Source organism: Streptosporangium sp. NPDC023963 (genome assembly GCF_040639135.1).
In the GTDB taxonomy this organism is placed as follows: domain Bacteria; phylum Actinomycetota; class Actinomycetes; order Streptosporangiales; family Streptosporangiaceae; genus Streptosporangium.
Map to the genome: position 1 here is coordinate 777,813 of NZ_JBEZZK010000001.1, position 12,731 is coordinate 790,543.

The window sequence follows — 12,731 nt, forward strand, 5'->3', positions numbered from 1 at the left end:
CTTCTCCGAGTACCGCGCGGCCGAGGCACGCGTGCGCGGCTCGACACGCCCGCCGGACACGAGCGTCCCGGCACGGCGGACGGCACAACCGCAAGAGTCGCCAACGGTCACCCCCCGCGTTGCGTCGTGCCTGCCATGTCCTCCCCCGGGACCCGGCTGATGTACTGCTGGGATGAGCGGCATCGAAACACGGCGGCAGCGCGGCGTCGGCGAGAGCGTCCTGCGTCCCGACGGGACGCTGAAGGTGACGGGCGAGTTCGCCTACTCCTCCGACCTGTACCTGGCGGACATGATCTGGGGGGTCACCCTCCGCAGCCCGCACCCGTCGGCGTGGATCCGCTCGATCGACGTCGGCCCCGCGCTGGCCATGCCCGGCGTGTACGCGGTCCTCACCCACGAGGACGTGCCGGGCGCGAAGTTCTACGGCCTGGACCACAGGGACCAGCCGGTGCTCGCCGTCGACCAGGTCCGCTACCAGGGCGAGCCGGTCGCGCTGGTCGCGGCCGACCATCCCGAGCGCGCCAGGCGGGCGGCCGAGGCCATCGTGGTGGAGTACGAGGTCCGCGAGGCCGTCACCGATCCGCGCCGGGCCGCCTTCGACGCCTCCTGCCCCTCGGTCCACGAGAGCGGCAACGTGCTGCGCCACCAGCCGGTCCGGGTCGGCTCCGCGTTCGAGGCCCCCGTGGTCGTCACCGGCGAGTACGAGGTCGGCATGCAGGACCAGGCCTTCCTCGGCCCCGAGTCCGGGCTGGCCGTACCGGCCGAGGACGGCGGGGTGGACCTGTACATCGCCACCCAGTGGCTGCACGCCGACCGGGAGCAGATCGCGCCGTGCCTGGGGCTGCCCGAGGAGAAGGTACGGCTCTCGCTGGCCGGGGTGGGCGGGGCGTTCGGCGCCCGCGAGGATCTGTCCATGCAGGTCCACGCGTGCATGCTGGCCCTGCGTACCGGCCGTCCCGTGAAGATCGTCTACAACCGCGAGGAGTCCTTCTACGGCCATGTCCACCGCCACCCGGCCCGGATGCGCTACGAGCACGGCGCCACCCGCGACGGCAGGCTGCTCTACGTCAGGGCGGAGATCCTGCTGGACGGCGGCGCCTACTGCTCCACCTCTCCCGCCGTGGTCGGCAACGCGGCCTCCCTGGGGGTGGGCCCGTACGAGGTGGACAACGTGTGGATCGACGCCTACGGCGTCTACACCAACAACCCGCCCTGCGGCGCGATGCGCGGCTTCGGCGCGGTCCAGGCCTGCTACGCGTACGAGTCGCAGATGGACAGGCTGGCCGAGGCGTGCGGGATCTCCCCGGTCGAGGTCAGGGTCCGCAACGCCGTCTCCCAGGGGTCGACGCTGGCCACCGGGCAGGTGATCGACTCGCCCGCGCCGCTGGCCGAGATGCTCAGGGAACTCGCCGCGATGCCGCTGCCCTCCCTGCCGGACGCCTCGGGCGCCTCGGATCTGCTGGACATGCCGGGCGGCGTCTCGCAGACCACCCACGGCGAGGGGGTGCGGCGCGGTGTCGGGTACGGCGTGGGCATCAAGAACATCTGCTTCTCCGAGGGCTTCGACGACCACTCGACCGCCAGGGTGCGGGTGGAGCTGATCGGCGGCGAGCCGCACGTCCTGGTGCACACCGCGGCGGCCGAGGTGGGGCAGGGCCTGCTGATGATCCAGGAGCAGATCGCCAGGACCGAGCTGGGGATCGACGCGGTGACGGTCGCGACGGCGGACACGTCGGTCGGATCGGCCGGGTCGTCGTCGGCGTCGCGCCAGTCCTACGTCACCGGCGGCGCGGTGAGGGCGGCCTGCGAGGCCGTGCGGGAGCGGCTGGCGAAGCTGACGGGCGACGGGTCGTCGCTGGTGGAGGCGCTGGAGCGGGCCGGGGCGGTGGAGGAGACGAGGGAGTACCGGCACCGGCCCACCTTCCCGCTGGACCCGGTCACCGGGCAGGGCGACTCGCACACCCAGCTCGCCCTGTGCGTCCACCGGGCCGTGGTGGACGTGGACGTGGAGCTGGGACTGGTCAAGGTGGTGGAGCTGGCGGCCGTCCAGGACGTGGGCAAGATCATGAATCCGCTGGCGCTGGAGGGGCAGATCCACGGCGGCTCGGCCCAGGGGCTGGGGCTGGCGCTGATGGAGGAGATCCAGGTCCGCGACGGGCTGGTGCTCAACCCGTCGTTCACCGACTACCTGATCCCCACCATCCTCGACATGCCGCCCATGCGGCTGTCGATCATGGAGAATCCCGACCCGAACGCCCCCTACGGCCTGCGCGGCGCGGGCGAGCCGCCCACGCTCTCCTCCACCCCCGCGGTGGCCGCCGCCGTACGGGCCGCCACCGGCCTGCGGCTGCCCCGGGTGCCCATCCGCCCCCATGACATCGCCCTGGAGGGGTGACCCCCTCGGTGGAGGAGGGGACCCGGAGGCATCGCGCCGGCCGGTATCAGCCGGCGCCCTCCTGCTCGCAGACGACGCCGTCGTTGTCCCCGTCGATGTACCACTGGTACTCCTCGTGGACGCCCCGGGTGTAGGGGCCGTATCCGTTCTCCGTCGCGGCCTTGCAGCTGGAGAACTTGCGGTCGACGCCCTCGCCGGACGCGTTCTGCGAGGTGTCCCCGGTGGTGTCCGCCGGGCGGTTCGCGTCGGCCCCGGCGGTGTTCGTGGTGGCGGGGCCGGTGGCCGGCGGGGTCACGGGCTGGCTCGCCGGCGGGGTCACGGGCTGGTTCGCCGGAGGATTCGCGGGCTGGCTCGCCGGGGGGCTCACGGGCTGCTGGTCGGCCGGAGGACTCGCGGCCGGGCCGTCCGACGGGGTGAAGACCGACGCGCTCGGCTGCGTGCCGTCCGTCGGCTGCGGGACGACGGCCCCGGAGCCGAGCAGCCTGACGACCATCGCGTCCGCCTGCTCCTTGGTGAAGGAACCGGCGATGCTCAGGCTGTCGTCGGTGATCGCCTGGGCGACCCGGGGGGCCGCCACCACCTTCTGTCCCACGACGATCGCGATCTGCTGCCTGACCGGGTCGTCCTCGTTGACCGCCTCCGTGGTCAGGTCGTTGATCTGCTCGCGGAAGGCGGGCGCGAACGCGATCCTGACCGAGTAGGCGCCGCTCTTCTCCTGGATCGCCTCGATCTTCCGTACGGCGTTCACGTTGACCCCGGCGGCGACCGAGTAGCAGGTCTGCCCGAGGTCGTCGGGATAGGTCTCCGGGATCGTGCAGGGGCCGATCTTGGCCTCGGTCACCGGGGCGAAGTGGAGGGGGGTCGCGAGCCGCCTGGGCGGCGTGCCACCGAGCGGCATGTCGGGATTGCGGGTCATGAGCACCGCGACGGTGCCGAGCACACCGGTGATCAGCACGACGAAGACCAGTACGGTCACCAGGATCGCGGTGGTGACCCGGCTCGCCCTGGGCCCCCCGGGCGCCCCGTCCGGCGACTCTCCGGCCCGCCGCTCGCCGCCCCCGGGAACCCCCGCCCCGGGCCCGTCCGCCACCGGCCCGCCCGGTCCCTGGCCGGTGGGCGCCTGCCCCTCGGCGAGGGCCAGGGTGTCGGCATCGGGGCCGCCCGGGCCCCCGGGCACCGGGCCCACCGGGCCCACCGGACCGCCGGCTCCCTGCCCGCCGAGGGCGGTCCCCCCGAAGGCCGGATCGCCGGCCCTCGCACCTCCGGGGCCCAGGGGGTCGGAGCCGGGGTCGCCGAGCCCCGCACCGCCGGCGCCGAAGGCGTCGGAGCCAGAACTTCTGGCGCCGAAGGCGTCGAAGTCAGACCTGCCGGACCCGGTACCGCCGAAGGCATCGAGATCGGACCTGCCGGACCCGGCACCGGGACCGCCGAAGGCATCGAAGTCAGACCCACCGGGACCGGCACCGAGACCGGGACCGCCGAAAGCGTCGAAATCAGACCCACCGGGACCGGGACCGCCGAAGGCGTGGAGGTCGGAGCCGCCGGGGCCGGAGCCGGCGCCGCCGAAAGCGTCGAAGGAGGAGCCACCGGGGCCGGGGCCGGGGCCGGTGCCGGCGAAGGCGTCGAAGGAGGAGCCGCCGGAGCCGGGAACGGGGCCGCCGAAACCCCGGTCACCGTGACCCGGTTCGTCGAAGCCGGCCGGACCGCCGGCGCCGGCGGGAAGGTCGTCGCCCGATTTCCCCTCACCGCGGGCGTGACGCCCGGGTGAGGCGCCAGGGCGGCCGGGCGGGGTGAAGGCGTCATAGGAGCCGGACGAGGACCACGGCTCGTCAGAGGGGTCGTCAGGCCCGGCTGGAGGTCCCTGCGGTACGGGCGGCCCACCCTGCCCCGCGTGCATCCCCATCGTCATATCCCCGTATTCCTCGCACCTGTTCGCGGCGAGCCTACCGATCGGCGCGGGGAGCCGGTAACCCCGCACGTCACGAGGACTCCCGGGAGGCCGAAGGCCGACGACCGCCGGCGGAATGTCGCCGGCTCCGGCCCCATTCCTGCCGCCCCGTGCGTGACCGCCCCCTTTCGGGGAACGCACAGTGAAGAAGAGGACACGCGCCCACCCTTGGAGGAGCCGTGAAGATCTCCGTTCCCCGTGAGGTCAAGAACCACGAATACCGCGTGGCGCTGACCCCCGCCGGGGCCCACGAGTTCGTCCGGCACGGCCATCAGGTCTTCGTCGAGAAAGACGCCGGGACGGGATCTTCCATTCCCGACGCCGACTTCCAGAGCGCCGGCGCGACCATCCTCGACTCGGCCGACGACGTGTGGGCCGCGGGAGATCTGGTCCTGAAGGTCAAGGAGCCGGTCGCCGAGGAGTACCACCGGATGCGCAAGGGCCAGGTGCTCTTCACCTACCTGCATCTGGCCGCCTCGCCCGCGTGCACCCGCGCCCTGCTCGACGCCGGGGTCACCGGCATCGCCTACGAGACCGTGCAGAACGCGAACGGCTTCCTGCCCCTGCTGGCCCCCATGTCGGAGGTGGCCGGGCGGCTCGCCCCCCAGGTGGGGGCGTACCACCTGATGCGCCAGGGCGGCGGGCGCGGCGTGCTGATGGGCGGGGTGTCGGGCGTGCACGCGGCCAGCGTGGTCGTGATCGGCGCCGGGGTCTCCGGCATGAACGCCGCGGTCATCGCGCTGGGCATGCAGGCGGAGGTGCTGCTGCTGGACCGCGACATCGACAGGCTCCGCCAGGCCGACGTGATCTACAAGGGCCACTGCAAGACCATCGCCTCCACCACGTACGAGATCGAGCGGGCGGTGCTGAACGCGGACCTGGTCATCGGCGCGGTGCTGATACCGGGCGCGAGGGCGCCCAAGCTGATCGACAACCGGCTGGTCTCGCGGATGCGGCCGGGATCGGTCCTGGTGGACATCTCCATCGACCAGGGCGGCTGCTTCGAGGACTCCCGGCCCACCACCCACGCCGAACCGACGTACCGGGTGCACGACTCGGTGTTCTACTGCGTGGCCAACATGCCGGGCGCGGTGCCGCACACCTCGACGTACGCGCTGACCAACGTGACCGTCCCCTACGCGCTCGCGATCGCCCACCTGGGCTGGCGGGAGGCCCTGCGGAGCGACCCGGCGCTGGCGCTGGGCCTGAACACGCACGAGGGGCACCTGACCAACCGGCCCGTGGCCGAGGCTCACGGGCTGGAGGCGGTGCCCCTGGAACGGATCCTGCGGGCCTAGCGGCCGGGACGCCTCGTCAGGACGGCGTCACCGGCGTCCGTCCGTAACGGCGTGCCGGCGGATCAGCCGGATCAGCCGGATCAGGGTGCCGGGGTGCCGCTGGGAGCCGGGGCGTCCGTGGCCGGCGCGTCGGTGGCGGGAGCGTCGGTGGCCGGGGCGTCGCTGGGGGCCGCGGACGCGTCGGGGGCGGCCGACGGGTTCTGGCTGGGCGCGGTCGCCGGGATGGGCGCCTCGGCGGTGGTGGTGCCCACGCCGCCGCTGCAGGACGCGCCGAGCTCGGGGGTGTCCGGGCCGTTCTTGTACTTCTGGATGTACTTGGGCAGGCGCCCGTCGTTCGCGCTGTCCAGCTTGAGCTGGTGGTTCCAGGAGCTGGCCACGATCTTGGAGGGCAGGCCCGGGTACGGGCTCAGGAGCATGTACTCCTTGGAGGCCAGTTCCTTCAGCGTGTCCAGCTCCGCCTTGGGGAGGTCCGGCCGGTAGGTGATCCACACGGCGCCGTGCTCCATGGCGTGGACGGCGTTCTCGTTGTTGATCGGCTGGTCGTAGATGCCGCAGTTCTGCCAGGCCGGGTGATGCTCACCGCCCATCGGCGGGGTCTCCTTGTACGTCACCTTGGTCTGGGTGTGCTGGCTACCCGCGTACTTCGCGGTGACGACGCTGTCCAGTGAGTTCGTGGCCCGCTCGTTGACCATGTAGAAGGCGACGACCGCTACGAGCAGGACGACGACGGCACCTCCGGCACCCCACATCAGGAACGCGGCCCTGCGTTCCTTGCGCTTCTGCTCGTCACGCATACGGGTGAGGTGCTCACGCCTCGCCTGCGCCTTTTCCTTGGTCATCAACCCTCCAGCCGCAAACAACTTCGGGTCACCCTATGCCCTACCGGCGTATGTGCAGAATAAGGGATGACAACGTCCGATACAGCGACGATTCTCGACAGTGGGTACTCTGGGCAGGTAATGGAAACCCCCGGTAAAGACGGCACGAAGTCCAGGCGTGGCGTGGCGGTCGGCGTGCTGCTCGGCTGCCTGGTCGCGGCGGTCGCGTTGCTGCTGGTGGTGGGGAGGACGGCCACCCCGACCGACGCCTCGCCGGAGGCGGGCTTCGCGCGCGACATGTCCGTCCATCATGCCCAGGCCGTCGAGATGGCCTTCATCGCCAGGGACGGGAGCGCGGACGACGCGCTCCGGCGGCTGGCCTACGACATCATCGTCACGCAGACCGCCCAGCGCGGCATGTTCATCGGCTGGTTGCAGCAGTGGGGCCTCAACCAGTCGAGCGAGCGCCCCTCCATGGCGTGGATGGCCGGCCACGGCGGCGGTCACGCTGTAACACCGGACGCTCCCGCCGCGATGCCCGGTATGGCGAGTGAGGACGAGCTCAAAAAGCTCCGCGAGGCCACAGGCAAGGACCAGGAGATCCTCTTCCTGCAACTCATGATCCGTCATCACGAGGGCGGCGTGCAGATGGGTAGAGGTCTGCTGAAACTGTCCGACCGCGAAGAGGTGGCCACCATGGCACAGCACATCGTCGACGGTCAGACGGGCGAGATCGAGTTGATGACCGACATGTTGCGGCAGCGCGGTGCCCAGCGGCTGCCTTCCATCCTTTAATGGCGTCGGCGCGTCCCTGTGCGGCCGGTTTCCGGCCAGGGCAGCATGGAGCCAACCTGGCCGGAGGAAAGAGAATGGTGAACGACGAGCCGGAGAACCGCCTGGAGGTGAGCATCTCCGCCGAGGTGGAAATGGGGCAGTACGCCAACTTTGCCTCTGTATGGCATACCCAAGATGGGTTTGTCCTGGATTTTGCGGTGATCACCAGGCCGCCCCAGCTGGCCAACGACCCCTCCTCCGGTCAGCACTTCGTGAGCGTGCCGACCCGGATCGTCAGCCGGATCCGCATTCCCCCGAGCCAGGTGTTCGAGCTGATGAAGGCCCTCGAACAGCAGCTGACCGCGTACGAGCACGAGACGGGTCACAAGAACTGAGGCCCGGTGCGGGCGTCCCCCGCGCCGGGACCTCATTCCGGGCCTCCACGCCAGGCCTCACGCCAGGCCTCACGCCAGGCCGATGGCCTCACGCGCCTCGGCCAGCAGCCCGCCGGTGCGCTCGGCGGCCAGCGCCGCCCCGCCCTCCAGGAGCCGCGACAGCTCTGCCTGGTCGGCCGACAGCTCGGCGTAGCGCTCCTGGACGGGCCGCAGCGTCTCCGCCACCGCCTCGGCCGTGTCCCGTTTGAGCGCGCCGTACGACCCGTACGAGAGCGACTCGACCGGCCGGTCCGAGCAGGCCGCGAGGACGGTGAGCAGGTTGGAGACGCCGGGCTTTCCCGCGGGGTCGTACGCGACCTCGGTGCCGGAGTCGGTCACCGCGCGCATGACCTTGCGCCGCAGGTCGTCGGGCGGGTCGAGCAGGTAGATCGTCCCGGCGGGCGAACCGTCCGACTTGCCCATCTTCGAGGTGGGCGCGCTCAGGTCCATCACCCTGGCGGCGACCTGCGGGCGCACGGCCTCGGGCACGGTGAAGACCTCGCCGTACAGCCGGTTGAACCGCAGGGCCAGGTCCCGGGTCAGCTCCACGTGCTGGCGCTGGTCCTCCCCCACGGGCACGGCGTCCGCCCGGTGCAGCAGGATGTCGGCGGCCATCAGCGCGGGGTAGGTGAGCAGCGAGAGCCGTACCTCCTCCTGCCGGGCCGATTTCTCCCTGAACTGGATCATGCGCCGCATCTCGCCGAAGTAGGCCGTGCTCTCCAGCAGGTAGGCCAGCTCGGTGTGCGCGGGCACCCGCGACTGCACGTAGACGAGGGAGCGGTCCAGGCCGCAGGCGAGCAGCAGGGTCGCGGCCTCGCGGGTGCGGGCGCGCAGCCGCTCCGGGTCGTGCTTGATCGTCAGGGCGTGCAGGTCCGCGACGGCGTAGACGCAGTCGGCCTCGTCCTGGAGCCGCACGGCGGGCATGATCGCGCCGAGGAGGTTGCCCAGCGTGAGGCGGCCGGTGGGTTTGAAGGCAGAGAAGACGCGCTTTGTCATGGTCACTCCCGGTGAGAAGAGGACCGCCGCACACCGGTTGTACCGCAACGCGCCCGGAGAAGCGAAAACGACCGCCGGTGAACGGCGGCCGTTTGGTGCGCAGTCGGGACTGGCTAGCGGATCCGCCTCTCGGCGGCCCGCCACAGACCCGGACCGTGCTTGCTCATGCCGGCGAGTCTAACTCCTGCGCCACCGCGGCGGCAAAGGCGTCCACGTCGGCCTCGGTGGTGTCGAACGCGGTCATCCAGCGGACCTCGCCGGTGGCCTCGTTCCAGGTGTAGAAGCGGAAGCGCTTCTGCAGGCGCTCGGTCACGTCCCCGGGCAGGATCGCGAAGACCGCGTTGGCCTGCACCGGGCGCGGGATCTCCACCCCGGGCACGTCCCGCACGGCGTCGGCGAGCCGCCGGGCCATCGCGTTGGCGTTGCGGGCGTTGCGCAGCCACAGGTCGCCCGCGAGCAGCGCCTCGAACTGCACCGAGACGAACCGCATCTTGGAGGCGAGCTGCATGGTGCTCTTGCGCAGGTAGCGCAGGCCCCGCACGGCGTCGGGGTTGAGCACCACGACGGCCTCGCCGAACATCAGGCCGGCCTTGGTGCCGCCGAAGGACAGCACGTCCACGCCCACGTCGGTGGTGAACGCGCGCAGCGGCACGTCCAGCGCGGCGGCGGCGTTGGTCGCGCGGGCGCCGTCGAGGTGGACGACCATGCCGAGGTCGTGGGCGTGGTCGCAGATCGCCCCGATCTCCTCGGGCGTGTAGAGCGTGCCCAGCTCGGTGGTCTGGGTGATCGACACGACCTTGGGCTGTGCCCGGTGCTCGTCGCCGAAGCCCCACGCCTGCCTGTCGATCAGCTCGGGCGTGAGCTTGCCGTCCGGGGTGGCGACCGGCAGCAGCTTGAGCCCGGCCGACCGCTCGGGGGCGCCGCCCTCGTCGGTGTGGATGTGCGCCGACTCCGCGCAGACCACCGCCTCCCAGTGGGCGGTCATCGAGCGGAGCGCGACCACGTTGGCGCCGGTGCCGTTGAACATCGGCCACGCCTGCGCGGCGGGGCCGAAGTGCTTCCTGAAGACCTCCTGCAGCGCGGCGGTGTAGACGTCGTCGCCGTACGCGGTCTGGTGGCCCCCGTTGGCGAGCGCGATCGCCTGGAGGATCTCCGGGTGGACCCCGGCGTAGTTGTCGCTGGCGAAGCCCTTCACCAGCGGGTCGTGCCTGCGGATGGCGTCCGTCACGCGGTCTTCCCCTCCTGTGCGGCGGTGAGGTCGATCCGGGTGCCGTTGGCGTCGGTGCTCCACAGGCCGTCGATCGCCTCGGCGAGGTCGTCGACGTCGGTGAAGCCCGGGAACGTCCGCTCGGGGTTCGCCGCGCGCATGTCCTCGTGCACGAGCGCCTTGACGACCAGGATGTTCGCGGTGGAGGAGGTGCCCTCCAGGGCGTCGGCGAAGGCCAGGGTCCACGCCTCGGAGGCGGCCTTGGCCGTGCCGTACGCCGCGTTGCCCTGGGTGGGACGCTCGGCCGCCTTCGCGGAGACGATGGCGAACCGGCCGCGCTCGCTCGCCTTGAGCAGCGGCTCGAAGGCGAGGGTGACGTGCTGGAGGGTACGGACCAGCAGGTCGTGCAGGAGCGCCCAGTCCTCCAGCGACGTCTCGGCGAAGGTCTTGGACCCGCGCCAGCCGCCGACCAGGTGCACGATCCCGTCCACCCTGCCGTGCTCGACCCGCACGTCCGCCGCGAGCCTCGCGACGGCGTCGGCGTCAAGCAGGTCGACCGCGAGGGACCCCTCGGCGCCGCTCTTGTCGACGCCGATCACCGTGTGGCCCTCGCCGGTGAACCTGCGGACGACGGCCCGGCCCGCGGGGCCGCCCGCACCGGTGACAAGGATGATCATGCTCGGATGCCCTTCGTGGAGTCGACGACATCGCCGAGCTTACGGCGCAGGGCCTCGTAGAACATGCTCAGGGGGAACTCGTCGGGCAGCACCGCGTCCACCACGGCCTTGGGGAACCCCTCGACGGGCAGGGCGCCGACCCCGCGGGCCCAGACCGAGGCGGGATTCGGCTCGACGTAGGCGGCGACCAGCTGGTGGGCGGCGAGCCAGTGGGCGAGCTTGGAGCGGTCGATGCCGTCCCGGTAGAGCTTCTCGACCTCGCCCCGCAGGTCCGCGACGCCCCCGGCGAGCCGGTCCCAGTCGACGCTCAGCCGGTTGTCGGTCCACCGGACGACGTCGTTGCGGTGCAGGTACGAGAAGAGCAGCTGCCCGCCCAGGCCGTCGTAGTTGCGGACCCGGTCACCGGTGATCGGGAAGCGGAACAGCCGGTCGAACAGGATCGCCAGCTGCACGTAGCGGGCGTGCGGCACGCCCTCCTTCTCCAGCTTCACGGCCTCGCCGAACGCGGTCAGGTCGCAGCGCAGCTCCTCCAGGGAGTAGAGCCAGTACGGCATCCGCTGCTTGATCATGAACGGGTCGAACGGCAGGTCGCCGTGGCTGTGGGTGCGGTCGTGGATCAGGTCCCAGAGCACGAAGGTGTCCTGGGCCAGCTCCTGCGACGCGATCAGCCTGGCCGCGTCCGGCGGCAGCGCGAGCTTCAGCGTGGCCGCGGCGGCCCCGCTCACCGCGCGGAACCTCGCGGCCTCCCGGTCGGCGAAGATCCCGCCCCAGGTGAAGCGGGCCGGGGTCTCGCGGACCGCGACGGTCTCGGGGAAGAGCACCGCGGAGTTGGTGTCGTAGCCGGAGGTGAAGTCCTCGAAGGCGATCGGCACGAACATCGGGTTGTCGTAGCCGCCCCGCTCCAGCTCGGCCAGCCACTCGGGCCAGATCGTGCGGATCCACACGGCCTCGAGGTGGCGGAAGGTGGTGCCGTTCTGGGTGTACATCGGGAAGACGACCAGGTGCTCCAGCCCGTCCACCCGCTGGGTGTCGGGGTGGAAGGCGTCGAGCGCGTCGAGGAAGTCGGGGACGCCCAGCCCCTGGTCGGCCCACTTGCGGAGGTCGGCGACGACGGCGGCCAGGTAGGCGGCGTCGTGCGGGAAGCGCGGCGCGAGCCGCTCGACGTGCCCGGCGATCGCGGAGACCAGCTCGGCGGCCCGAGGCTTGTCGGCCTCCTCGGGGACCGAGCCGTCCTTGACCTGCAGCGGCTTGAGTGCCTCGACGGCGTCCTTGAGCGCCTGGAACTCGGCGCGGGCCTCGGAGTCGTCGGTGCTCCTGGCAGCCGCCGGGCTCTTGGCGGCGGGAACGCGGGCGGCCCAGGTGACGAGGTTGCCCCAGAGCGCGGCGTGGTCGTAGTCGCCGATCGAGTCGTCACCGAACAGGTCGGAGTCGGCGACCACCACGACGCGGCCCTCGCCGTGCCGTACGGCCACCGCCAGCGGGCGGTTCGCGGGGGTCGCGGTGGGCGAGGTGGTGAACAGGACGGTCGCGTGGTCGGGGGCGGTGAGCACGCCCGACCGGTAGAAGCACGCGCGACGGGCCCCGGCGAGCAGGTCCTGCCCGTTCTCCGGGGCGTTCTGGGTGGTGCCCGGAGCGTTCTGAGGGCTGCCCGGGACGCTCTGGGGGGTGCCCAGGACCCAGGAGGCCACGCCGTTGTGGGCGCTCCCGGGGTCCCGGACGAGGGTGTGCTCGACGTCCACGCCGAAGCGCGCGAGCAGCTCTGTGAGGTTGCTTCCGTACTTCTCCTGCTCGTACTCGGCCAGCACGACCAGCCCGCCGCCGTCGCGGACGTACTCCTCGATCGCGTCGAGCTCCTCGACGGGGAGGACCGGGCTGCCCAGCCCGGTGGTGTGCTCCCACCGGTCACCGGAGGGGTGCGCGATCACCAGCACGTCCCGCGCGCTCAGCAGGCCCGGGGTGAGCGGGCCCTCGACGTGCGCGTCCACGGAGTGCCCCAGCCCGCGCAGCAGCCCGGCCGCGCGGGCGTAGCTGCTGTCGTCGGGATGGCCGGGATTCATCGCCTCGGCCACATCCCGCCGGATGGTCCACGACTCGCTGTGTGCCTCGTCGAACAGTACGCGGGGGAACGCCGTCACGATAAATCCTCCTTCAGATGAGAGTTGGTAACGGAAAATATACACAACT

Annotated in this window: 10 protein-coding genes; 4 read left to right on the forward strand and 6 right to left on the reverse strand. The window is 71.7% G+C overall.

Translation table 11 applies throughout. The features are described 5' to 3' along the window. The first annotated feature begins 172 nt into the window (after positions 1 to 172). The gene (locus AB0F88_RS03250; protein WP_362676812.1) at positions 173 to 2,395 is read left to right on the forward strand and encodes a molybdopterin cofactor-binding domain-containing protein; all 2,223 of its coding nucleotides are present in this window, start codon (positions 173 to 175) and stop codon (positions 2,393 to 2,395) included. Between the two features lie 46 nt (positions 2,396 to 2,441). On the opposite strand, the gene AB0F88_RS03255 is transcribed toward AB0F88_RS03250, so the two are convergent. Further along, a complete protein-coding gene (locus tag AB0F88_RS03255) occupies positions 2,442 to 4,304 on the reverse strand; it encodes an excalibur calcium-binding domain-containing protein (protein WP_362676814.1) in 1,863 nt (620 codons plus the stop codon). Between the two features lie 218 nt (positions 4,305 to 4,522). Between AB0F88_RS03255 and ald the strand changes: the two genes are divergently transcribed. Next, positions 4,523 to 5,641, forward strand: coding sequence for an alanine dehydrogenase (gene ald / locus AB0F88_RS03260; RefSeq protein ID WP_362676816.1), 1,119 nt, complete (start codon positions 4,523 to 4,525; stop codon positions 5,639 to 5,641). 80 nt (positions 5,642 to 5,721) lie between these two features. Here the strand turns inward: ald and AB0F88_RS03265 are convergent, their stop codons facing one another. Further along, entirely contained in the window at positions 5,722 to 6,480 is a 759-nt protein-coding gene (locus tag AB0F88_RS03265) for a DUF3105 domain-containing protein (RefSeq protein WP_362676818.1), read from the reverse strand. 120 nt (positions 6,481 to 6,600) lie between these two features. Between AB0F88_RS03265 and AB0F88_RS03270 the strand changes: the two genes are divergently transcribed. After that, positions 6,601 to 7,254, forward strand: a complete 654-nt coding sequence (locus AB0F88_RS03270; protein WP_362676820.1) for a DUF305 domain-containing protein — start codon at positions 6,601 to 6,603, stop codon at positions 7,252 to 7,254. A 74-nt stretch (positions 7,255 to 7,328) separates the two neighbouring features. After that, positions 7,329 to 7,628, forward strand: a complete 300-nt coding sequence (locus tag AB0F88_RS03275) for a DUF3467 domain-containing protein (RefSeq protein ID WP_329092600.1) — start codon at positions 7,329 to 7,331, stop codon at positions 7,626 to 7,628. A gap of 69 nt (positions 7,629 to 7,697) precedes the next feature. On the opposite strand, the gene trpS is transcribed toward AB0F88_RS03275, so the two are convergent. The 4 genes from trpS to AB0F88_RS03295 form a co-directional block, all read right to left on the reverse strand. Continuing rightward, positions 7,698 to 8,663 (reverse strand): tryptophan--tRNA ligase, encoded by a 966-nt coding sequence (gene trpS, locus AB0F88_RS03280; protein ID WP_362676822.1) that lies wholly within the window; start codon positions 8,661 to 8,663, stop codon positions 7,698 to 7,700. Positions 8,664 to 8,826: 163 nt separating this feature from the next. Next, positions 8,827 to 9,891 carry a low specificity L-threonine aldolase gene (locus tag AB0F88_RS03285; protein ID WP_362676824.1) on the reverse strand — a complete coding sequence of 355 codons (1,065 nt, stop codon included), beginning with the start codon at positions 9,889 to 9,891 and terminating at the stop codon, positions 8,827 to 8,829. After that, positions 9,888 to 10,547 carry an SDR family oxidoreductase gene (locus tag AB0F88_RS03290; protein WP_362676826.1) on the reverse strand — a complete coding sequence of 220 codons (660 nt, stop codon included), beginning with the start codon at positions 10,545 to 10,547 and terminating at the stop codon, positions 9,888 to 9,890. Before AB0F88_RS03290 ends, AB0F88_RS03285 begins: the two co-directional genes overlap by 4 nt. Then, positions 10,544 to 12,682, reverse strand: a complete 2,139-nt coding sequence (locus AB0F88_RS03295) for a DUF6421 family protein (protein WP_362676829.1) — start codon at positions 12,680 to 12,682, stop codon at positions 10,544 to 10,546. Before AB0F88_RS03295 ends, AB0F88_RS03290 begins: the two co-directional genes overlap by 4 nt. Positions 12,683 to 12,731 lie beyond the last annotated feature (49 nt).